This window comes from Enterobacter cloacae complex sp. IR53041, from assembly GCF_049238285.1.
Taxonomy (GTDB): Bacteria; Pseudomonadota; Gammaproteobacteria; order Enterobacterales; family Enterobacteriaceae; genus Enterobacter; species Enterobacter roggenkampii.
Genome location: NZ_JBMKHB010000007.1, coordinates 117,839 through 139,474, shown reverse-complemented (window position 1 = coordinate 139,474; position 21,636 = coordinate 117,839). Strand labels below are relative to the sequence as shown.

Below are 21,636 nucleotides of genomic sequence, written 5' to 3'. Positions count from 1 at the left end.
GGTGAATCAAATGACCATGTTACGCCCCGCTATACTTCTGTTCATACTGCTGTCTCTCATTACCGGCGGGCTGTACCCGCTGGTGACCACCGCGCTGGGCCAGTGGTGGTTTAAGGATCAGGCCAACGGCTCGCTGATACTGCAAAACGGTGAAAACCGCGGCTCTCGCCTGATTGGTCAGAACTTTACGGATGCTCGCTACTTCCAGGGACGCCCTTCCGCCACTGCCGAAAGCCCGTATAATCCGATGGCATCCGGCGGCAGCAACCTGGCGGGCAGCAACCCCGAGCTGGACAAAGCCGTCGCTGAGCGCGTGGCAGCCCTGCGCGCCGCGAATCCGCAGGCCAGCCGTGACGTTCCCGTGGAGCTGGTAACCGCCTCGGCCAGCGGACTAGACTACAGCCTGACGCCAGCAGCCGTGGCATGGCAGATCCCGCGCGTCGCCGCTGCCCGTCAGCTGACCGTCGAACAGGTGAGCAGGCTTGTGGCAGAGCACACGCAAAAGCCGCTGGTCAGCTTCATCGGCATGCCCGTGGTAAATATTGTTGAGCTGAATCTGGCGCTGGACGCGCTAAGGAAAAACTAAATGACCGACGAGCCCATGCGCCCGGATCCGGACAGGCTGCTCGAACAAACAGCTGAGGCCCATCGCGGCAAACTGAAAATTTTCTTCGGTGCCTGCGCGGGCGTCGGGAAAACCTTCGCCATGCTGACGGAAGCCCAGCGGCTTCGGGCGCAGGGGCTCGATATTCTGATCGGCGTGGTTGAAACCCACGGACGTAAAGAGACGGCATCGCTGCTGAAGGGGCTGGCTACCCAGCCGCCCCGCCGCATCAGCCACCGCGGTCGGTTAGTCACCGAATTCGATCTCGATGCCGCCCTCGCCCGCCGCCCCGCGCTTATCCTGATGGACGAGCTGGCGCACAGCAATGCGCCAGGCTCGCGCCACCCCAAACGCTGGCAGGACGTTGAAGAATTACTTGAAGCCGGTATCGATGTGTTCACCACGGTTAACGTTCAGCATCTGGAAAGCCTGAACGACGTGGTCAGCGGCGTGACCGGCATTCAGGTACGCGAGACGGTGCCCGATCCCTTCTTCGATTCCGCCGATGAGGTGGTGCTGGTCGACCTGCCGCCCGATGATTTACGCCAGCGCCTGCATGAAGGCAAGGTTTATATTGCCGGCCAGGCAGAGCGCGCCATCGAACATTTCTTCCGTAAAGGCAACCTGATTGCCCTGCGCGAGCTGGCCCTGCGCCGAACCGCCGACCGTGTGGACGATCAGATGCGCGCCTGGCGCGATTTACAGGGACAGGAACGCGTCTGGCACACGCGGGACGCCATCCTGCTGTGCGTGGGCCACGGCAGCGGCAATGAAAAGCTTGTCCGCACCGCCGCGCGCCTGGCGGCCAAATTTGGCAGCGTCTGGCATGCGGTATATGTCGAAACGCCGCAGCTGCACGCGCTGCCCGAAAACCAGCGCCGCGCGATCCTGAGTTCGCTGCGCCTGGCGCAGGAGCTGGGCGCGGAAACCGCCACCCTTTCCGATCCGCAGGAAGATAAAGCCATTCTGCGCTACGCGCGCGAGCATAACCTGGGGAAAATCGTCATTGGCCGTCGTCAGCATCGGCGCTGGTTTAGCCGAGAATCCTTTGCCGACAAGCTGGCCCGTCGCGCGCCGGATCTGGATCTGGTGATCGTGGCGCTGGACGACAAACCTACCCCCTTACCCAATCGCGCGCCGGACAGCCGTACCTTCAGCGATAAATGGCGTATTCAGCTTCGCGGCTGTCTTGTCGCCGTCGTGCTCTGCGCCCTGATTACCGTGATTGCCAGCCAGTGGCTGATTGCGTTTGATGCCGCCAACCTGGTGATGATCTACCTTTTGGGCGTGGTGGTGGTGGCGCTCTTCTACGGGCGCTGGCCGTCGGTCCTGGCGACGGTGATCAACGTCATCAGCTTCGATCTGTTCTTTATTGCCCCCCGCGGGACGCTCGCCGTCTCGGACGTGCAGTACATCCTCACCTTTGCCGTCATGCTCACCGTCGGGCTGGTGATCGGCAATCTGACGGCGGGCGTGCGCTATCAGGCGCGCATCGCCCGCTATCGCGAACAGCGCACGCGCCATCTCTATGAGATGTCGAAATCGCTGGCGGTGGGCCGCACGCCGCTGGATATCGTGCAGACCAGCGAGCAGTTTATCCGCTCGACGTTTCATGCCAGCAACCTGATTTTACTCCCGGACGAACACGGCAAGCTGCGCCCGCTGACCTCCGCCACAGGCATGACGCCCTGGGACGAAGCCATCGCGCGCTGGAGCTTTGACAAAGGCTTACCGGCGGGCGCAGGGACCGACACCCTCCCCGGCGTGCCCTACCAAATTCTGCCCCTGCGCAGCGCCGATAAAAATCAGGGGCTGGTCATCGTGGAGCCTTCCAACCTGCGCCAGCTGATGATCCCCGAACAGCAGCGTTTACTGGAGACGTTTACGCTGCTGGTTGCCAGCGCGCTGGAACGACTGGCCCTCACCGCCAGCGAGGAACAGGCCCGGCTGGCAAGCGAGCGTGAAAGCATTCGTAACTCGCTGCTGGCGGCGCTGTCTCACGATCTGCGTACCCCGCTCACCGTCCTGTTCGGTCAGTCAGAAATTCTGACGCTGGACCTGGCGGCGGAAGGCTCGAAGCATGCCCTTCAGGCCAGCGAGATCCGCCAGCACGTGCTGAATACCACGCGCCTGGTGAATAACCTGCTCGACATGGCGCGTATCCAGTCGGGCGGTTTTAACCTCAAAAAAGAGTGGCTCACGCTGGAAGAGGTGGTGGGCAGCGCGCTGAAAATGCTCGAACCCGGCCTGGGCGGGCGACATATTGCGCTGAACATGCCCGAACCCCTGACCTTAATTCACGTTGATGGTCCGCTGTTTGAACGGGTGCTGATCAACCTGCTTGAAAATGCCGCCAAATATGCGGGCGCCAGCGCGCAGATTGGCGTGGATGCGACGGTGGACGACGGCGCGCTTCGCCTTAACGTCTGGGATACCGGCCCGGGCATTCCTGCCGGGCAGGAGTTGGCTATTTTCGAGAAATTCGCGCGCGGCAATAAGGAGTCGGCCATTCCGGGCGTGGGGCTGGGGCTGGCCATTTGCCAGGCGATCATTGACGTGCATGGCGGCTCCATTTCCGCGGAGAATCGTCCGGAAGGCGGTGCGCGTTTTTGTGTTACACTTCCTCTGGAAACCCCGCCAGAACTTAATGAATTACCAGAGGATTTGTGATCAACGTTCTGATTGTTGAAGATGAGATCGCCATTAGCCGTTTTCTGCGCGCTGCGCTGGAAGGAGACGGTCTGCGCGTCCATGATGCAGGTACGCTTCAGCGGGGGTTAATTGAAGCCGCCACCCGCAAGCCGGACCTGGTGATCCTCGATCTGGGTCTCCCGGACGGTGACGGCATCGATTTTATTCGTGAAGTCCGTCAGTGGAGCCAGATGCCGATTCTGGTGCTCTCCGCCCGTACTGAAGAGACGGATAAAATCGCCGCGCTGGATGCCGGGGCGGATGACTACCTGATTAAACCGTTTGGCATCGGCGAGCTACAGGCTCGCCTGCGCGTGGCGCTGCGTCGCCACAGCGCCACCACGCCTGCCGATCCAACCTACACGTTTGGGGATATCCGGGTTGACCTGGCCGCGCGGTGCATTGTGCGCGGCGAAGAGGAAATTCACCTCACGCCCATTGAATTTCGCCTGCTCGCCGTGCTGCTCAACAATCACGGCAAGGTTCTCACCCAGCGCCAGCTGTTAAGTCAGGTGTGGGGGCCCAACGCCGTGGAACATAGTCACTATTTACGCATATATATGGGGCACCTTCGTCAGAAACTCGAAGTCGACCCCGCTCGCCCTCGCCATTTATTAACTGAAACCGGTATCGGTTATCGGTTTATGCTCTGAATAACTATTCAATTTATTTTTAAATAAAATCAAAACCCCTCAGAAAATATTTCATAAATAATCCACTCGATATTTTTTTGGTTATTTATGCCCATTTAAAACATTTGCAATACATCCTGTTAACCCGATATCAACAAATCAGAATTTTGATCTGCGATATTCATCAAAAACGACTATTTATTTCCAAAATGATCGGTTAACGGTGATCTCCTTCACAGTTAATCGCGTTTTCCTGGATAAAATGACCGTGCTTTCAATTACTGAAAGGAAAATAAATCATGGAAAACAACAATCGTTTAATGCCCCATATAAGGCGGACAACACATATCATGATGTTTGCCCACCGAAACTGCTTTGACTTTCATCTCTTTAATGCCCGGTAGTCCTTCGACTTCTGGCGCACTCGCTTACAGGTTATCCTGAAACATCTTATTTTACAGGCCATTGCCTGTGAACACGTGCGCTCATTCATTTTGATTCAGACCCATCCGCACCGGGCGGACTGAATTTCAATCATCAAAAAAGCAATGTACTGATTTTAATCAGCGGCCACCCTTTGCTTTTTTTCCGGAAAATTATCGATTTCTTTTTTGCAAGAAATCGAGGGACGCTTATTACCTAAAATAAAGAGAGAAAGATGAAAAGTTTAAAAATCGCAGCCAGCCGCGCCTGTCCGGATTGCTTTACCACCCAGCGTGAACTGGTGGATGTCCGGGCCTCGGATTATATCGACGTTGCCGCTATTGTGCTGGCGGTCAGTGATATTACCGATGGCATACTGGAAGAAATAGAAGCCACCGGATTTGGCATTCCTGTTTTTGTCGCGACGCATAAAGAAGAATTCATTCCGGCAGATTATTTATCGCGCATTCATGGCGTATTTGAGTATTCAGACACCAGCAACGACTTTTATGGACGACAGCTGGAGGCGGCTGCCCTGAAGTATGAAACCCAGCTGCGCCCGCCGTTTTTCCGCGCCCTTGTCGACTATGTAAAACAGGGCAACAGCGCGTTTGACTGTCCGGGGCATCAGGGCGGCCAGTTCTTCCGCCGCCATCCTGCCGGTAATCAGTTCGTTGATTTCTTTGGCGAGACGCTTTTCCGCGCCGATCTGTGCAACGCCGACGTGGCAATGGGCGATCTGCTGATTCACGAGGGCGCGCCGTGCATCGCACAGCAGTATGCGGCGAAGGTCTTTAATGCCGATAAGACCTACTTCGTTCTCAACGGCACCTCGTCATCCAACAAAGTGGTGCTTAACACCCTGCTCACCCCGGGCGACCTGGTGCTGTTCGACCGTAATAACCACAAATCCAACCATCACGGTGCCCTCCTTCAGGCAGGCGCAACGCCGGTCTATCTGGAAACCGCGCGCAACCCGTACGGCTTTATCGGCGGCATTGACGCCCACTGTTTTGAAGAAAGCTATCTTCGCGAGCTGGTGGCAGAAGTCGCACCCGGTCGTGCACGCGATGCGCGTCCGTTCCGTCTGGCGGTGATCCAGCTGGGCACCTACGATGGCACCATCTACAACGCCCGCCAGGTGGTGGATAAGATTGGGCACCTGTGTGATTACATCCTGTTTGACTCGGCCTGGGTGGGTTACGAGCAGTTTATTCCAATGATGGCCGACTGCTCGCCGCTGCTGCTGGAGCTGAACGAAAACGACCCGGGGATTTTGGTTACCCAGTCCGTGCATAAACAGCAGGCCGGCTTCTCCCAGACCTCGCAAATTCACAAGAAAGACAGCCACATCAAAGGTCAGCAGCGCTATGTCCCGCATAAGCGGCTGAATAATGCCTTTATGATGCACGCCTCAACCAGCCCGTTCTATCCGCTGTTTGCCGCGCTGGACATCAACGCCCGTATGCATGAAGGCCAGAGCGGCCGCAACATGTGGATGGACTGCGTGGTGAACGGGATTGAGACGCGAAAACTAATCCTGGAGAACTGCCAGTATCTGCGACCGTTCGTGCCGGAGACGGTGGATGGCCGTCCGTGGGAAAGCTGGGACACGGCGGAGATTGCGACCGATCTGCGCTTCTTCCACTTCGTACCGGGTGAAAACTGGCACGCTTTTGAAGGCTACGCCGAGCATCAGTATTTTATCGACCCGTGCAAGCTCCTGCTGACCACGCCGGGCATTAACGCCCGCACCGGGGAGTATGACGACTTCGGCGTGCCTGCCACCATCCTCGCCAACTTCCTGCGTGAAAACGGCATCGTGCCGGAGAAATGCGATCTCAACTCGATCCTGTTCCTGCTCACGCCTGCGGAAGATATGGGCAAGCTGCAGCAGCTGGTGGCGCAGCTGGTGCGTTTCGAAAAACTGCTCGAGAGCGATGCTCCATTAAAAGAGGTGCTGCCTTCCATCTGCAGACAACATCCGGAACGTTACGCGGATTACACCCTGCGCCAGATCTGCCAGGAGATGCATGACCTGTACGCCCGTCACAATGTCAAACAGCTGCAGAAAGAGATGTTCCGCAAGTCTCACTTCCCGCGCGTGATGATGAACCCGCAGGACGCGAACTACGCCTATCTGCGCGGAGAAGTGGAACTGGTCTCCCTGCGCGACGCGGAAGGCCGCATCGCCGCGGAAGGCGCCCTCCCTTATCCACCGGGGGTATTGTGCGTGGTTCCAGGGGAGGTCTGGGGCGGCTCCGTGCTGCGCTACTTCGCCGCGCTGGAAGAAGGCATCAACCTGCTGCCGGGCTTCGCGCCGGAGCTGCAGGGTGTGTACGTCGAAGAGTGCGAGGGCCGCAAACAGGTTCGCTGTAACGTCATCAAACAACCCGCCGCTCAGCCCGCGCTGCTGAAAGGAGAGAAATTATGAGTAAGTCCAATAAGATGGGCGTGGTGCAGCTGACCATCCTCACCATGGTGAACATGATGGGTTCAGGGATCATTATGCTGCCCACCAAGCTTGCCGAAGTAGGAACCATTTCAATTATCTCCTGGCTGGTGACCGCCGTCGGCTCGATGGCGCTGGCGTGGGCGTTTGCCAAGTGCGGGATGTTCAGCCGCAAGTCAGGCGGCATGGGGGGCTACGCCGAGTATGCCTTTGGTAAGTCTGGCAACTTTATGGCCAACTATACCTACGGGGTGTCACTGCTGATCGCCAACGTGGCGATTGCCATCTCCGCCGTGGGCTACGGTACGGAGCTGTTTGGCGCGACGCTTAGCCCGGTACAGATTGGCCTGGCCACCATCGGCGTGCTGTGGATCTGCACCGTGGCTAACTTTGGCGGGGCGCGTATCACCGGACAGCTCTCCAGCATCACCGTCTGGGGCGTAATTATTCCAGTCGTCGGCCTGTGCATCATCGGCTGGTTCTGGTTCAGCCCGACCCTGTACGCCAACTCCTGGAACCCGCACCATGTGCCGTTCTTCAGCGCAGTCGGCTCTTCTATCGCCATGACGCTCTGGGCCTTCCTGGGCCTGGAATCCGCCTGCGCGAACGCAGAAGTGGTTGATAACCCTGAAAAGAACGTGCCGATTGCGGTCCTCGGCGGTACGCTGGGTGCAGCGGTGATCTATATCGTCTCGACAAACGTCATCGCGGGCATCGTTCCGAACATGGATCTGGCCAACTCCACGGCGCCGTTCGGACTGGCCTTCGCGCAGATGTTCACGCCGGAAGTCGGGAAAGTGATTATGGGTCTGATGGTCATGTCATGCTGCGGTTCACTGCTTGGCTGGCAATTCACCATCGCACAGGTATTTAAATCTTCGGCTGATGAAGGTTACTTCCCAAAAATCTTCTCCCGCGTCACCAAAGCCGATGCACCGGTGCAGGGCATGCTGGCGATTGTTATCTTCCAGAGCGGATTGTCGCTGATGACCATTAGCCCGTCGCTGAACAGCCAGTTCAACGTGCTGGTCAACCTGGCGGTGGTGACGAACATCATTCCGTATATTCTGTCGATGGCGGCGCTGGTGATTATTCAGAAGGTTGCGAAGGTGGATCCGCGCAAGGCGCGTGCGGCCAATATCGTGGCGCTGATTGGCGCAATCTACAGCTTCTATGCGCTCTATTCCTCCGGACAGGAAGCGATGCTGTATGGTGCGATGGTGACCTTTATGGGCTGGACGCTGTACGGTCTGGTGTCACCACGGTTTGAATTGAAGAATAAGCACAGTTGAAAAAAAGCCCGGTGGCGCTAGCGCTTACCGGGCCTACGATCGTTGTTGTAGGCCGGGCAAACGCAGTGCCGCCCGGCACACAAACCGCACTTACGCGTTTTTCAGCACTTCGCTGACAATCTCTACCGCTTCTTTCTCAATCTGCTGACGATGCTCAGCGCCGAGGAAGCTTTCGCAATAGATTTTATACGCATCTTCCGTACCGGATGGACGCGCAGCGAACCAGCCGTTTTCGGTCATCACTTTCAGACCACCAATAGACGCACCGTTACCCGGTGCCGCCGTCAGACGCGCAGTGATCGGATCGCCCGCCAGGGTGCTTGCACTGACCATCTCCGGAGAGAGTTTGGACAGGGCCGCTTTCTGGGCAGACGTTGCGCTGGCCTGAATACGGTTATAGCTTGGCGCACCAAAGCGTGCTGCCAGGTCGTTGTAATGTTCCTGCGGGTTTTTACCGGTGACCGCGGTGATTTCTGCCGCCAGCAGGCACATGATGATGCCGTCTTTATCGGTTGACCACGGCGTGCCGTCGAAGCGCAGGAAAGAGGCCCCCGCGCTCTCTTCACCACCGAAGCCAAAGCTGCCGTCGTGCAGACCGTCAACAAACCATTTGAAGCCCACAGGTACTTCCACCAGCTTGCGGCCCAGCGCCTCGACCACGCGGTCGATCATCGCGGAGGACACCAGCGTCTTACCGACAGCCACCTCTTTGCCCCACTGCGGACGGTGCTGGAACAGGTAGTTGATCGCAACGGCCAGATAGTGGTTCGGGTTCATCAGCCCGGCAGGAGTGACGATACCGTGGCGGTCGTAATCCGGGTCGTTTGCAAACGCCAGATCGAATTTATCACGCAGCGCCAGCAGGCCCGCCATCGCGCACTCGGAGGAGCAGTCCATACGGATCGCGCCGTCTTTGTCCAGGTGCATAAAGCGGAAGGTCTGATCGACGTGATCGTTCACGATGGTCAGATCCAGCTTGTAGTGCTCGGCAATACGTTTCCAGTATTCAATACCGGAGCCGCCCAGCGGATCCACGCCCAGCTTCAGGCCGGCTTTCTGGATAGCCGCCATATCGACGATCTCCGCCAGCCCTTCCACGAACGGCTGAACCAGATCCTGCTCTTTTACGTGGCCGGACGCCATGGCCGCATCCAGAGAGATGCGCTTCACGCCTTTCAGACCGTCAGCCAGCAGGGCGTTCGCACGATCTTCCACCACTTTGGTGACGTTGGTGTCTGCCGGGCCACCGTTAGGCGGGTTGTATTTGATGCCGCCGTCTTCCGGCGGGTTGTGGGATGGCGTGATCACGATACCGTCAGCCAGCGCGCCACCTTTTTTGTTGTGCACCAGGATGGCGTTAGAGACCGCAGGCGTTGGGGTGAAGCCGTTGTTCTCCTGAACAATCACATCGACGCCGTTCGCAGTCAGAACTTCCAGCACGGAGATAAAGGCCGGTTCAGACAGCGCATGGGTATCTTTCCCCACGTAGCAAGGACCGGTAACGCCATTTTTAGCGCGCTCTTCCGCAATGGCCTGAGCAATCGCCAGAATGTGCGGTTCGTTAAAGCTGTGGCGAGCCGCGCTGCCGCGGTGACCAGATGTACCAAACTTCACTGCGTGTTCTGCGTTGCCCACGACCGGCTTCAGCACGTAATACTGCGCGGTCAGCTGAGCGACGTTAATCAAATCGCTTTGTTGTGCAGGTTGGCCTGCACGGCTGTGATTTGCCATTACCGGGTCCTTCTGATGCAAGGGTTAAATTGTACCGCAAACCTTCTCAATCAATTCCGCCGGGAACTGCATGGACTGCATGATGTGTTCAATCATGCTGCACTTGCGGCCCGTATTGGTATTGGTGATCACCCAGTACGGGGTGCCAGGAACATGTTTGGGTTTGGTTTGATTGCCATTTTGCAGCAGCGTCTGCTCGTCGCCCGCGAAGTAGACGCGAGTACGACCGTGCAGCGACTCGGTCGCTTCAGCAAACGCTTTGTTATCCAGTGAATAAAGTGTAGAAAGCACCAGCATAAAGCGGTTAACCGCCTTTTTTTGCTCCGCATATTCATCGGAAAGCAGCAGCTCGCGCATCGCGCGCACTTTATCTTTTGCCGGTGTCACGGCAGGTTTTGCTTGTGCAACAACGCTTGGCTGAGACACGACATCTTTGATGACTGGGGTAGCAGGCTGTGAAGCGGCGGAAATTTTAAGCATGCGCCGTAAAATGTCGGACGCGCTCTCCCCGATATGCCGCGTCTGGCTGGCAATATACTGATAGAGTTCGTCATCAACTTCGATTGTTTTCATCTTAATCCAGTGCGATATCTTATCTGAATACAAGTCATTGGGATTATAAGATCAAATCCCAACAGCGGATAGCGTCAAACCAGGTTGGCGGCAAAAGTCAGATTAAACTGGAACCTTGCAGCCGGGCGGCAGAATGGTCAACATGATACCCTAACCTGACATACGTAAAAAAAGAACTTTGCCATGAAATTGAATACCCGAGCGCAAACTGCACAATCGCCGAACAATAATTCTCCCATCGTACTGGTTCACGGGCTTTTTGGCAGCCTGGATAACCTGGGCGTGCTGGCGCGCGATCTGGTTACCGACCACGATATTCTTCAGGTCGATATGCGCAACCACGGTCTTTCCGGCCGTTCCGACGAGATGACCTACGCCGCGATGGCGCAGGATCTGCTGGATACGCTGGATGCCAACGACTTGCAAAAGGTGACCCTCATCGGGCATTCAATGGGCGGTAAAGCGGTGATGGCCCTGACGGCGCTGGCCCCGGAGCGTATTAACGGCCTGGTGGTGATTGATGTTGCGCCCGTGGATTACGACGTCCGCCGTCACGACGAAATTTTTGCCGCCATCAATGCGGTCACCGAAGCGGGTGCCGCGACGCGTCAGCAGGCGGCTGCCGTCATGCGTGAGCATCTTGATGAAGAAGGCGTCGTCCAGTTCCTGCTGAAGTCATTTGTTGACGGCCAGTGGCGTTTTAACGTGCCGGTACTCTGGGACCAATACAACAATATCGTGGGCTGGCAAACCGTACCCGCCTGGCCACACCCTACCCTCTTTATTCGCGGCGGCAATTCCCCTTACGTTACCGACGCGTACCGCGACGCCATACTGGCGCAATTCCCGCAGGCTCGTGCCCACGTCATTGCCGGAGCCGGACACTGGGTGCATGCAGAAAAACCTGACGCCGTGCAGCGCGCCATTCGCCGCTATCTTGCTGATACTGCAAATTGATTAAAAAGAGAGCGACTGGAAGGCTGCGGGCTTCTAGTCGTTGGCGCGCCGTTTTTGGTGATGTATGATGGCGCGCTTATCGCCCGGGCATTAGCAGGGCGGCGTGTTTCCCCCGAAGTCTCAGAATCATGGCCAAAGAACAAACGGACCGTACGACACTAGATCTGTTCGCGAATGAGCGTCGCCCGGGACGACCGAAGACGAATCCGCTTTCGCGCGATGAACAGCTGCGTATCAATAAACGCAATCAGCTTAAACGCGATAAAAATCGTGGGCTTAAGCGTGTCGAACTGAAGCTCAACGCCGACGCGGTCGATGCGCTTAACGAGCTGGCCGACGCGCGAAAGATTAGCCGCAGCGAGCTCATTGAAGAGATGTTGATCGCCCAGCTTGAGATGCTGCGCAGCCAGGCATAAGTCTGAAAATTCCCTTAATTACCCTTTTCATGTAGCACAGAGTGCAGTCCTGCGCGATAGCTGTTTCCGCAGGGTTGCCAGTTCTGCTATTATTGCCCTTATCCGTGGCCGAATTGCGCCACCATACTATTAAGTTTCAAGAGGTTATTTTACTCATGGCAATCATCGGCATTTTCTTTGGCAGTGATACCGGCAATACCGAAAATATCGCGAAAAACATTCAAAAACAGCTCGGTAAAGACGTTGCTGATGTGCATGACATCGCCAAGAGCAGCAAAGAAGATCTCGAAGGCTATGACATTCTGCTGCTGGGTATTCCGACCTGGTACTACGGCGAAGCCCAGTGCGACTGGGATGATTTCTTCCCGACGCTGGAAGAAGTGGACTTCAACGGTAAGCTGGTTGCCCTGTTTGGCTGTGGCGACCAGGAAGACTACGCCGAGTACTTCTGTGACGCGCTGGGTACCATCCGCGACATCATTGAGCCGAATGGCGCTGTGATCGTCGGCCACTGGCCAACCGCCGGTTACCACTTCGAAGCGTCCAAAGGTCTGGCCGATGACGATCACTTCGTGGGTCTGGCCATCGACGAAGACCGTCAGCCAGAACTGACTGCAGAGCGCGTCGAGAAATGGGTTAAGCAGATCCGTGAAGAACTGCACCTGGACGATATTCTCAACGCCTGATTTTTATCGCGGCGCAACGGCGGTTGCGCCCGCGCATCAGGTCAAACCGATTAAATTAATTGCTACAATCTTTTAACTTTTTCGCCCAGACCTGTACAATGTCTCCCTGATAAAATGTGGTTTTCCACCGAGCAAGTTTGTTGGTGATACCCCATTTTTATAAGCCTATTTTGCCTGAGACTTGCAGTTTTCATTTAGCCATGGCAGTTCTATAATGAGACGCATTATCCCGGGTGCATTTTCTGTCACTTCCTACAGAAGTGAATCGTTTAGCAACAGGACAGATTCCGCATGACTGACAACAATACCGCATTAAAGAAGGCTGGCCTGAAAGTTACGCTTCCTCGGTTAAAAATCCTCGAAGTGCTTCAGGGTCCAGACAATCACCATGTCAGTGCGGAAGACCTTTATAAACGTCTTATCGACATGGGTGAAGAGATTGGGCTGGCTACCGTCTATCGCGTGCTGAACCAGTTTGATGACGCGGGCATTGTCACCCGTCATAATTTCGAAGGTGGTAAATCTGTCTTCGAACTGACCCAGCAGCAGCACCACGATCACCTGATCTGCCTCGACTGTGGCAAGGTCATTGAATTTAGCGATGACTCTATCGAAGCGCGCCAGCGTGAAATCGCCGCGCGTCACGGCATCCGTCTGACCAACCACAGCCTGTACCTTTATGGTCACTGCGCTGAAGGCGATTGCCGCGAAAATGAACATGCGCATGACGCAAAATAAGTGAGTGTTCATACTCTGAGCCAGCCGTAAGGTTGGCTTTTTTTTGCCAGAAAAAAGCCCGGTGGCACAGTGCCACCGGGCGTAAAGCAACTTATTTATTATTATTGCGTATCTCGTTCCAGATCTTATCGCAACGCTTCGCCACTTCCTGATCGTTACCGGTTTTACGTGCCTGGATACAGGCCTGGTAATCCATCACGCGGACATTCTCCTGCGTCGCGAACTGCTCGTGCGCTTTCTCTTTCTTCAGCACGTTCAGCACGCTCTGGCAGGCTTCAATTTTCTCCGGCGAACCTTCCGCAGTATTAATACAGGCGCTGTAGGCCTCCTTGAGACGGGAGTCCTCTTTCGGTGCCTGAGTCTGGGCACACGCCACCAGCCCCGATGCCAACAGCGCGACGATTACGATTTTTTTCATCATTTGCAGTCTCCGGTCCGGCGGGATCTAACCCGCCGGACGATTCATCAGAAGATGGTGAACGGTGCGATAACCATGAATTTCACGTCACGTTCATCCTGGAAGATGTTGCCGTAACCGCCCGCGTAGCTCGGGATATCGGAGTGGTTGTCGTACTGGGTGAAGTGCAGTTTGAACATCGTGCCTTTCGCGCGGCCATCCTGCAGGGTATAGATAGCATCCAGGCTGTAGGAAGACTCTTTCAGGCGATAGTTTGGATCGTAGTAAGCATCCGGTGTTGCCATGTCGGCTGGTTTTGCATCCCAGGCGTAAGCATAAGAAGCGCCCACGGCCCAGCCCGGCAGGTTCCAGTTTTTCAGGTCATACATCGCGCCGAAGAAGACTGCTTTCTCACCGTCGGCGTTGAAGTCGGAGCGGTTATCCCACCAGATATCAAGACGACCGTTGGAGGAAGCATAGGTCGGGGTCATACGCTGCAGGAAGTAGCCCTGCTGCCCTTCCGCTTTCACCCATGTGCCTTCCAGACGCAAATCAACCTGACCGACCTTGTAGCCGAAGGTTAACGCCTGCAGCCACGCGGTGCCGTCGTAGATATCATTGACGCCACCGTTACTGACTTTGTCGCGCGTACCGTAGAACTGGTAGCTGGTACTCAGCGGGCTACCCGCAATATCAAACTTATAGCTGGCCTTGGCAAAGTATTGATCGATATAACCTTGCGCCTGGCCGAATGCCGCTTCGAGAACCAGATCGTTTTTGAAGTCGTATTTCGCACCCAGCGAGTGAAGGTAATCGACTTTGGTTTTCTTATCGTTCTGGTAGAACTTGTCCATTTCAATGTGCCACGGTGCTTTGTACTCGTTGGTCCACATATAGGAGAAGCTCAGCGCACCTGCGTCACCGTAGTCAAAGTTAGCCCCGGCTTCTGCACCCTGATAGGTACCCGGCATAAAGCTCCAGTGTGGGGCTAAGAGCGTCTGGCCGGTTGGCTGAATATAGCCCCCACACGCCCAGACCGGGCCGTATTTGAATTTCGCTGCGGCTTTGTAGAGGCTGATACCGCTCTTATCCCCGGACCAGTCTTCATCATAGGCTTTGTTGCTGGAGGAGAAGGCGATTTCGTTCGGGTGGCCGCTGTCGCCGTTTTCCGCCATTTCGATCGCGGTGAACGCGGCGATATCCAGACCGAACATATCCGCGGCGTAGCCTGACTGGAAGTCCAGGTTGGCGTTCCAGGTGGCGTGCGAGAGGTTGGTTTTGTATTTATCTTCAGTGACGTCTTTACGGTCACGCTCACGCTGCCAGTAATAAATACCGCCCGTGAGGGTAGAATCTTCGATGAAACCCGCTGCTTTTGCCTCTGGCGCAATCACCAGGCCCGACATTGCTGTCACACCGGCAATAGCCAGCGCCAGCGCACTACGTTTGCCACTGAACGTACGCATAGATTATTCCTCTTTGACGAATTAAAACGCCTGAAACGGCGTAAATAAAAAAGACCAAATGGTCAGGGGTAGTGTTAAATACCCTCGAATTAACTACCGTCTTTAGGTTATTTTTCGCGACGCGAATTATCAATGCTTTTCAGCGGGCAAAAGTCAGGATTATGACGAAGTGCACATAATTGGTAGTGCTTTGTAACATTTACAGGAAGGCGAGGAATGACGGGAAATTCTCAGCTATTTCAGTGTCCAGGCATGGGATCGGTTTCCTTTTTTATAACCCTTTTGAATTTCGTAATGACACAAACTTTTTTTAAAAAAATAAGTAGCACCTCATTGACCTGTTATTTTCATGACGCCACTTTAACCCCTGGCTTAATACTCTGATCGTTAAATAAAAAAACGCCGCATAATGCGGCGTTTGTTTCTCATTGACCAGAGCAGCAATATTATTCGCCGATCTTCGTCCAGGTATCACGCAGACCCACGGTACGGTTAAATACCGGTTTTTCCGCCGTGCTGTGACGGCTGTCCAGGCAGAAGTAACCTTCACGTTCGAACTGGAACGCTTTGCCTGCTTCAGCCGCTTTCAGAGAAGGCTCCGCATAACCCTGCTTGATCACCAAAGATTCCGGGTTAATGGTCGCCAGGAAGTCTTCCGCCGCACCTGGGTTAGGCACGCTGAACAGGCGATCGTACAGACGAATCTCTACCGGCAGCGCGTGGGATGCGCTCACCCAGTGGATAACGCCTTTCACCTTGCGGCCATCCGCCGGATCTTTACTCAGCGTCTCAGCGTCATAAGAACAGAAGATGGTGGTGATATTCCCTTCCGCATCTTTTTCAACGCGCTCGGCTTTGATGACGTAAGCATTACGCAGACGCACTTCTTTACCCAGCACCAGACGCTTGTACTGCTTGTTAGCTTCTTCGCGGAAGTCAGCGCGGTCAATCCAGATCTCGCCGCTGAACGGCACGTCGCGGCTTCCCATTTCCGGTTTGTTCGGATGGTTAGGCATGGAGACCAGCTCGCTCTCGCCCTGCGGATAGTTTTCGATAACCAGCTTCACCGGGTCGATAACGGCCATCGCGCGCGGGGCATTTTCATTGAGGTCTTCACGAATGCAGGATTCCAGAGACGCCATCTCAATGGTGTTGTCCTGCTTGGTCACGCCGATACGCTTGCAGAACTCACGGATTGACGCAGCGGTGTAGCCACGGCGGCGCAGACCAGAGATGGTTGGCATACGCGGGTCGTCCCAGCCCTCAACGTGCTTGTCGGTGACCAGCAGGTTCAGCTTACGCTTGGACATCACGGTGTATTCCAGATTCAGACGAGAGAACTCGTACTGACGCGGATGCACAGGAATGGTGATGTTATCCAGCACCCAGTCGTACAGACGACGGTTGTCCTGGAACTCCAGCGTACACAGGGAGTGCGTAATGCCTTCCAGCGCATCGCTAATGCAGTGGGTGAAGTCGTACATCGGGTAGATGCACCACTTGTTGCCGGTCTGGTGGTGTTCCGCAAATTTAATGCGGTACAGCACCGGGTCGCGCATCACGATGAACGGAGACGCCATATCGATTTTGGCACGCAGGCACGCTTTGCCTTCTTCGAAACCACCGGCACGCATTTTTTCAAACAGCGCCAGGTTCTCTTCCACGCTGCGATCGCGGAACGGGCTGTTTTTACCCGGTGCGGTCAGCGTACCGCGGTACTCACGGATCTCATCTGCAGACAGTTCGTCTACATACGCCAGACCTTTGTTGATGAGCTCTACCGCGTAGGCATACAGCTGATCAAAATAGTCAGAGGAGTAGCAGATATCGCCAGACCAGTTGAAGCCCAGCCATTGCACGTCATTTTTGATGGACTCAACGTATTCGATGTCTTCTTTTACTGGGTTGGTGTCATCGAAACGCAGGTTGCACTGTCCCTGGTAGTCTTGCGCAATGCCAAAGTTCAGGCAGATGGACTTCGCATGCCCGATATGCAGGTAGCCATTCGGCTCCGGCGGGAAACGGGTATGAATTGTGGTGTGCTTACCACTGGCCAGATCTTCATCGATGATCTGACGAATAAAGTTACTCGGGCGGGCTTCTGCCTCACTCATCGTGGATTCCTCAAAGCGTAAACAACGTATAACGGCATATGATCTTATAAGCCGGACGTAGTGACAACCCTTAGTTACGGAAAATACGTATCAGATGAAAATAATGGGGGCATTTGCTGCAAAAAAAAGCGGCGGAGGATATCCCCCGCCGCTTAAGGCATGACTCTACTCAGGAGCGATTACTTGCCTTTAATCTCATACAGCGGGGTTTGACCCGCAACAACCTGACCTTTCGCCTGGATGACCAGACCGCTGAAGTCGTCAATGTTGCTGCAAACCACCGGGCTTATCATGGAACGCGCGTTGGCATTCAGGAAGTCCAGATCCATTTCCAGAATCGGCTGCCCGACCACCACTTCAGCGCCCTCATCCACCAGGCGAGTAAAGCCCTGACCATTCAGCGCAACGGTATCGATACCCATGTGGACAACGATCTCCGCACCCTTTTCGGTTTCGAGGCAGAACGCGTGGTTGGTGTTGAAGATTTTCACGATGGTACCGGCAGCAGGAGACACCACGGTTTTATCCGTTGGTTTCACCGCCACACCGTCACCGACCGCTTTGCTGGCGAACGCTTCATCAGGCACCTGCTCAAGGTCAACCACGTCACCCGTTACCGGAGAGACCAGCGCGGCCACCGTCACGGCGTTAGGCACGGCTTGCGGTTTCGCTACCGGGGCAGCCGTCGACGCAGGCGCGCTGTCGGTTGATGCCGCCGCGACCGGTCCACGGGCAACCACTTTCTTCATTTCGTCACCGATGGATTCCGCTTTGGCACCCACGATAACCTGGATAGTTTGTTTGTTCAGTTTAACCACGCCCGATGCACCAAGGCGTTTACACATTGCGTCGCTGACGCGCGCCGAGTCACCTACCGTCAGACGCAGACGGGTGATACAGGCATCAATGGCTTTCAGGTTGTCAGTCCCCCCAACGGCAGCGATATAGCTGGTCGCCAGCTGGGTCAGACCCTCTTCGGTATTGCTGTTGGCTTCGCTGGTGACCACTTCGTCTTTGGTGTCTTCGCGGCCCGGCGTTTTGAGGTTAAACATACGAATAACCGCAGTGAACAGCACGAAGTAGATGACGAAGAAGACCAGACCCATTACCACCAGCATCCAGACGTTCTTGCTTGCCGCCGGCAGGTTGTACATCAACACGTAGTCGATCGCGCCTGCAGAGAAGGAGAAGCCAGCATGGATACCCAGCAGCGTCGCCACAAACAGGCTGATACCGGTCAGGACCGCATGCATGAGGTACAGCACCGGCGCCAGGAACATGAACAGGAATTCCAGCGGCTCGGTTACGCCGGTCAGGAACGCGGTAATCGCAACGGACAGCAGCATGCCGCCAACCATTGGGCGACGCGCTTTTGGCGCAGCCAGGTACATTGCCAGCGCAGCGCCCGGCAGACCAAACATCATGATTGGGAAGAAGCCAGACATGAACATGCCTGCGGTGCCGTCACCCGCGTAGAAGCGGTTGATGTCGCCGTGGAATACGGTGCCCGCAGCATTGGTGAACTCACCAATCTGGAACCATGCGATAGTGTTCAGCACCTGATGCAGACCGGTTGGGATCAGCAGACGGTTGATAAAACCAAAGATACCTGAGCCAAGTGCACCCGCTGAAACAATCCACTCACCACCCGCATGGATCGCATGCTGTACCGGTGGCCAGACGTAGCCAAAGATAGCGGCCAGAACCAGACAGAAGAAACCGGTCGCGATCGGCACGAAACGTTTGCCGCCAAAGAAACTCAGGAAGTCTGGCAGCTTAATGTTTGCCCAGCGGTTGTACACAGCACCACCCACCAGACCGGTAATGATACCTGCCAGCACGCCCATGTTGATTTCTGGGTTAATGGTTACCATCGCTTTCGTCAGGATGAAATAACCGACTGCCCCTGCCAGCGCTGCGGCACCCGCGCTGTCTTTTGACCAGCTAGAGGCAACACCGATGGCGAAAATCAGCGCCAGGTTGTCAAAAATGGCACCGCCAGCCTGAGCAATAAACGGTACGTTGAGAAGATCGGGTTGCCCGAATCGCAGCAGCAGCGCTGCAACCGGTAGCACGGCGATAGGGAGCTGCAAAGCCCTACCGAGGCGCTGGAAAAAACCTAAAATATTCATCCTATTCCCCCTACGAGACCCTTTTTCAGGCTCGCGCATAAACTATGTTTTTATTGTGTCACGAACGATAGATACCGTTGATAATTCACTGGCAGTCTGAGTGTGTGAAAAATTAATTCGTATCGCAAATTAAACACCTATTTTTTGTGATTTTTGTCACCAAATATCGTATTCAGCCCTCCCTTACACTGGCTAACAGTGAAAACTTATTTTATCATTCAAAAAATCAAGACGGATTGATCCGGCCTGAAAGTTTCCAGGTTACGCTTTAGTATCAGGTTCCGAAGCCATCCGCCCACTCTTCTACTTAAACTTTGAGGTGAACAATGAGACTGATTCCCCTGGCAACTGCAGAACAAGTTGGTAAATGGGCCGCTCGCCATATCGTAAACCGCATTAACGCGTTCAAACCGACCGCCGATCGTCCTTTCGTTCTGGGCCTTCCAACCGGCGGCACACCGCTGACCGCTTACAAGGCGCTGGTTGAGATGCATAAAGCAGGCCAGGTTAGCTTCAAACATGTTGTGACCTTCAATATGGATGAATATGTTGGCTTACCGAAAGACCACCCGGAAAGCTACCATAGCTTTATGCACCGCAATTTCTTTGATCACGTTGATATCCCAGCTGAAAATATTAACCTGCTGAATGGAAACGCGCCGGATATTGACGCAGAATGCCGTCAGTATGAAGAAAAAATCCGTTCCTACGGTAAAATCCACCTGTTCATGGGTGGTGTAGGTAATGATGGTCATATCGCGTTTAACGAACCGGCGTCCTCTCTGGCTTCCCGTACCCGTATTAAAACGCTGACCCATGACACGCGCGTGGCGAACTCCCGCTTCTTTGACGGTGACGTTAACCAGGTTCCAAAATACGCCCTGACCGTAGGCGTAGGCACCCTGCTGGATGCTGAAGAAGTGATGATTCTGGTGCTGGGCGGCGTGAAAGCGCAGGCGCTCCAGGCTGCTGTTGAAGGCAACGTTAACCATATGTGGACCATCAGCTGTCTGCAGCTGCATCCTAAATCAGTCATCGTCTGCGACGAACCGTCCACGATGGAGCTGAAGGTTAAAACGCTGAAATACTTCAACGAGTTAGAAGCCGAGAACATCAAAGGTCTGTAATTGAATAACCGCCTCTTTATCAAGAGGCGGCCGCTTTTTTTAACCGGGGGTCGTTATGTACGCTTTAACCCACGGTCGGATTTATACCGGCCATGAAATTCTGGATGACCACGCGATTGTTATCGCGAATGGCCTGATTGAACGTGTTTGCCCGCTGGCAGAACTGCCGCCGGAGATTGAACAGCGCTCACTCAATGGAGCAGTAATCTCCCCCGGTTTCATCGACGTACAGCTCAACGGCTGCGGCGGTGTCCAATTCAATGATACCGCCGATGCGGTAACGGTCGAAACGCTGGAGATCATGCAGAAAGCCAACGAGAAATCGGGCTGCACCAGCTATCTGCCAACGCTCATCACCAGCAGTGATGACCTGATGAAGCAGGGTATCCGCGTGATGCGCGAATACCTGGCCAAACATCCGAATCAGGCGCTCGGTCTGCACCTGGAAGGGCCATGGCTGAACATGGTCAAGAAAGGAACGCATAACCCGGACTACGTGCGTAAACCTGATGCGGAGCTGGTTGACTACATGTGTGCCAACGCCGATGTGATCACCAAGGTGACGCTGGCACCGGAAATGACCGGCACGGACGTCATCAGCAAACTGGCCGCCGCCGGAATTGTGGTTTCAGCGGGCCACTCAAATGCCACGCTGAAAGAAGCGAAAGCCGGTTTCCGTGCGGGCATTACCTTTGCGACGCACCTTTATAACGCCATGCCATACATCACAGGTCGTGAACCGGGTCTGGTTGGCGCGATTCTGGATGAGCCAGACGTTTACTGCGGCATTATCGCGGACGGCTTACACGTTGATTACACCAACATTCGCAACGCCAAGCGGCTGAAAGGTGACAAGCTCTGCCTGGTAACGGACGCTACCGCACCGGCAGGTGCAAATATTGAGCAGTTCATTTTTGCCGGTAAAACAATATACTACCGCAATGGACTGTGTGTGGATGAAAACGGTACGCTGAGCGGTTCCTCTTTGACCATGATTGAAGGGGTGCGTAACCTGGTTGAGCATTGCGGGATTGCGCTTGATGAAGTCCTGCGCATGGCCACCCTTTATCCTGCGCGCGCTATCGGCGTGGATAAACAGCTTGGCGGAATTGCACCAGGTATGGTTGCAAACCTGACGGCATTCACACACGATTATAAAATTATTAAGACCATCGTTAATGGTAACGAGGTCGTCACTGAGTAAG

At 55.0% G+C, this 21,636-nt stretch carries 18 protein-coding genes; 12 read left to right on the top strand and 6 right to left on the bottom strand.

Annotated features, from left to right (window positions below):
* The first annotated feature begins 10 nt into the window (after positions 1–10).
* The 6 genes from kdpC (at position 11) to potE (ending at position 8,094) form a co-directional block, all read left to right on the top strand.
* Positions 11–586, top strand: coding sequence for a potassium-transporting ATPase subunit KdpC (kdpC, locus tag ACOTXF_RS07650; protein ID WP_023343593.1), 576 nt, complete (start codon positions 11–13; stop codon positions 584–586).
* Positions 587–3,274 carry a two-component system sensor histidine kinase KdpD gene (kdpD, locus tag ACOTXF_RS07645; RefSeq protein WP_008501075.1) on the top strand — a complete coding sequence of 896 codons (2,688 nt, stop codon included), beginning with the start codon at positions 587–589 and terminating at the stop codon, positions 3,272–3,274. It begins immediately after the preceding gene.
* The gene (kdpE, locus tag ACOTXF_RS07640; protein ID WP_232926735.1) at positions 3,271–3,948 is read left to right on the top strand and encodes a two-component system response regulator KdpE; all 678 of its coding nucleotides are present in this window, start codon (positions 3,271–3,273) and stop codon (positions 3,946–3,948) included. The genes kdpD and kdpE overlap by 4 nt, the downstream gene beginning before the upstream one ends.
* A gap of 278 nt (positions 3,949–4,226) precedes the next feature.
* Entirely contained in the window at positions 4,227–4,331 is a 105-nt protein-coding gene (speFL, locus tag ACOTXF_RS07635) for a leader peptide SpeFL (RefSeq protein ID WP_003858645.1), read from the top strand.
* 254 nt (positions 4,332–4,585) lie between these two features.
* Positions 4,586–6,784, top strand: coding sequence for an ornithine decarboxylase SpeF (gene speF / locus ACOTXF_RS07630; protein WP_234115183.1), 2,199 nt, complete (start codon positions 4,586–4,588; stop codon positions 6,782–6,784).
* Positions 6,781–8,094, top strand: coding sequence for a putrescine-ornithine antiporter (gene potE, locus ACOTXF_RS07625; RefSeq protein ID WP_008501072.1), 1,314 nt, complete (start codon positions 6,781–6,783; stop codon positions 8,092–8,094). The genes speF and potE overlap by 4 nt, the downstream gene beginning before the upstream one ends.
* Before the next feature lie 90 nt (positions 8,095–8,184).
* Here potE and pgm read toward each other — a convergent pair whose 3' ends face one another.
* Together pgm and seqA are read right to left on the bottom strand one after the other, a co-directional pair.
* On the bottom strand, positions 8,185–9,825 hold the full coding sequence (pgm, locus tag ACOTXF_RS07620; protein WP_023343591.1) for a phosphoglucomutase (alpha-D-glucose-1,6-bisphosphate-dependent): 1,641 nt from the start codon (positions 9,823–9,825) through the stop codon (positions 8,185–8,187).
* 24 nt (positions 9,826–9,849) lie between these two features.
* Complete coding sequence (gene seqA, locus ACOTXF_RS07615) at positions 9,850–10,398, bottom strand: replication initiation negative regulator SeqA (RefSeq protein WP_048962377.1); 549 nt, start codon at positions 10,396–10,398, stop codon at positions 9,850–9,852.
* Positions 10,399–10,581: 183 nt separating this feature from the next.
* Here seqA and ybfF point away from each other — a divergent pair, with 183 nt between their 5' ends.
* The 4 genes from ybfF (at position 10,582) to fur (ending at position 13,195) form a co-directional block, all read left to right on the top strand.
* Positions 10,582–11,355 (top strand): esterase, encoded by a 774-nt coding sequence (ybfF, locus tag ACOTXF_RS07610; RefSeq protein ID WP_048962375.1) that lies wholly within the window; start codon positions 10,582–10,584, stop codon positions 11,353–11,355.
* Between the two features lie 128 nt (positions 11,356–11,483).
* The gene (ybfE, locus tag ACOTXF_RS07605) at positions 11,484–11,771 is read left to right on the top strand and encodes a LexA regulated protein (RefSeq protein WP_045371892.1); all 288 of its coding nucleotides are present in this window, start codon (positions 11,484–11,486) and stop codon (positions 11,769–11,771) included.
* Positions 11,772–11,926: 155 nt separating this feature from the next.
* Positions 11,927–12,457: a flavodoxin FldA gene (gene fldA, locus ACOTXF_RS07600; RefSeq protein WP_008501067.1), complete on the top strand. Its 531-nt coding sequence runs from the start codon at positions 11,927–11,929 to the stop codon at positions 12,455–12,457.
* A gap of 291 nt (positions 12,458–12,748) precedes the next feature.
* Entirely contained in the window at positions 12,749–13,195 is a 447-nt protein-coding gene (gene fur, locus ACOTXF_RS07595; RefSeq protein ID WP_008501066.1) for a ferric iron uptake transcriptional regulator, read from the top strand.
* A gap of 91 nt (positions 13,196–13,286) precedes the next feature.
* On the opposite strand, the gene chiQ is transcribed toward fur, so the two are convergent.
* The 4 genes from chiQ to nagE form a co-directional block, all read right to left on the bottom strand.
* On the bottom strand, positions 13,287–13,613 hold the full coding sequence (chiQ, locus tag ACOTXF_RS07590; RefSeq protein ID WP_025912725.1) for a ChiQ/YbfN family lipoprotein: 327 nt from the start codon (positions 13,611–13,613) through the stop codon (positions 13,287–13,289).
* Positions 13,614–13,660: 47 nt separating this feature from the next.
* Positions 13,661–15,058 carry a chitoporin ChiP gene (gene chiP / locus ACOTXF_RS07585; protein ID WP_234115182.1) on the bottom strand — a complete coding sequence of 466 codons (1,398 nt, stop codon included), beginning with the start codon at positions 15,056–15,058 and terminating at the stop codon, positions 13,661–13,663.
* A 446-nt stretch (positions 15,059–15,504) separates the two neighbouring features.
* Positions 15,505–17,172, bottom strand: a complete 1,668-nt coding sequence (gene glnS / locus ACOTXF_RS07580) for a glutamine--tRNA ligase (protein WP_021242997.1) — start codon at positions 17,170–17,172, stop codon at positions 15,505–15,507.
* Positions 17,173–17,351: 179 nt separating this feature from the next.
* On the bottom strand, positions 17,352–19,304 hold the full coding sequence (nagE, locus tag ACOTXF_RS07575; protein WP_232926737.1) for a PTS N-acetyl glucosamine transporter subunit IIABC: 1,953 nt from the start codon (positions 19,302–19,304) through the stop codon (positions 17,352–17,354).
* A 326-nt stretch (positions 19,305–19,630) separates the two neighbouring features.
* On the opposite strand from nagE, the gene nagB reads away from it, so the two are divergent.
* Positions 19,631–20,431, top strand: a complete 801-nt coding sequence (gene nagB, locus ACOTXF_RS07570; RefSeq protein WP_008501061.1) for a glucosamine-6-phosphate deaminase — start codon at positions 19,631–19,633, stop codon at positions 20,429–20,431.
* Positions 20,432–20,486: 55 nt separating this feature from the next.
* On the top strand, positions 20,487–21,635 hold the full coding sequence (gene nagA, locus ACOTXF_RS07565) for an N-acetylglucosamine-6-phosphate deacetylase (protein WP_008501059.1): 1,149 nt from the start codon (positions 20,487–20,489) through the stop codon (positions 21,633–21,635).
* Position 21,636 lies beyond the last annotated feature (1 nt).

Excerpts from the sequence above, each read along its gene's own strand:
- kdpC (WP_023343593.1), top strand. The coding sequence starts at position 11 with ATGACCATGTTACGCCCCGCTATACTTCTGTTCATACTGCTGTCTCTC.
- kdpD (WP_008501075.1), top strand. The coding sequence starts at position 587 with ATGACCGACGAGCCCATGCGCCCGGATCCGGACAGGCTGCTCGAACAA.
- speFL (WP_003858645.1), top strand. The coding sequence starts at position 4,227 with ATGGAAAACAACAATCGTTTAATGCCCCATATAAGGCGGACAACACAT.
- speF (WP_234115183.1), top strand. The coding sequence starts at position 4,586 with ATGAAAAGTTTAAAAATCGCAGCCAGCCGCGCCTGTCCGGATTGCTTT.
- potE (WP_008501072.1), top strand. The coding sequence starts at position 6,781 with ATGAGTAAGTCCAATAAGATGGGCGTGGTGCAGCTGACCATCCTCACC.
- pgm (WP_023343591.1), bottom strand. The coding sequence starts at position 9,825 with ATGGCAAATCACAGCCGTGCAGGCCAACCTGCACAACAAAGCGATTTG.
- seqA (WP_048962377.1), bottom strand. The coding sequence starts at position 10,398 with ATGAAAACAATCGAAGTTGATGACGAACTCTATCAGTATATTGCCAGC.
- ybfF (WP_048962375.1), top strand. The coding sequence starts at position 10,582 with ATGAAATTGAATACCCGAGCGCAAACTGCACAATCGCCGAACAATAAT.
- ybfE (WP_045371892.1), top strand. The coding sequence starts at position 11,484 with ATGGCCAAAGAACAAACGGACCGTACGACACTAGATCTGTTCGCGAAT.
- fldA (WP_008501067.1), top strand. The coding sequence starts at position 11,927 with ATGGCAATCATCGGCATTTTCTTTGGCAGTGATACCGGCAATACCGAA.
- fur (WP_008501066.1), top strand. The coding sequence starts at position 12,749 with ATGACTGACAACAATACCGCATTAAAGAAGGCTGGCCTGAAAGTTACG.
- chiQ (WP_025912725.1), bottom strand. The coding sequence starts at position 13,613 with ATGAAAAAAATCGTAATCGTCGCGCTGTTGGCATCGGGGCTGGTGGCG.
- chiP (WP_234115182.1), bottom strand. The coding sequence starts at position 15,058 with ATGCGTACGTTCAGTGGCAAACGTAGTGCGCTGGCGCTGGCTATTGCC.
- glnS (WP_021242997.1), bottom strand. The coding sequence starts at position 17,172 with ATGAGTGAGGCAGAAGCCCGCCCGAGTAACTTTATTCGTCAGATCATC.
- nagE (WP_232926737.1), bottom strand. The coding sequence starts at position 19,304 with ATGAATATTTTAGGTTTTTTCCAGCGCCTCGGTAGGGCTTTGCAGCTC.
- nagB (WP_008501061.1), top strand. The coding sequence starts at position 19,631 with ATGAGACTGATTCCCCTGGCAACTGCAGAACAAGTTGGTAAATGGGCC.
- nagA (WP_008501059.1), top strand. The coding sequence starts at position 20,487 with ATGTACGCTTTAACCCACGGTCGGATTTATACCGGCCATGAAATTCTG.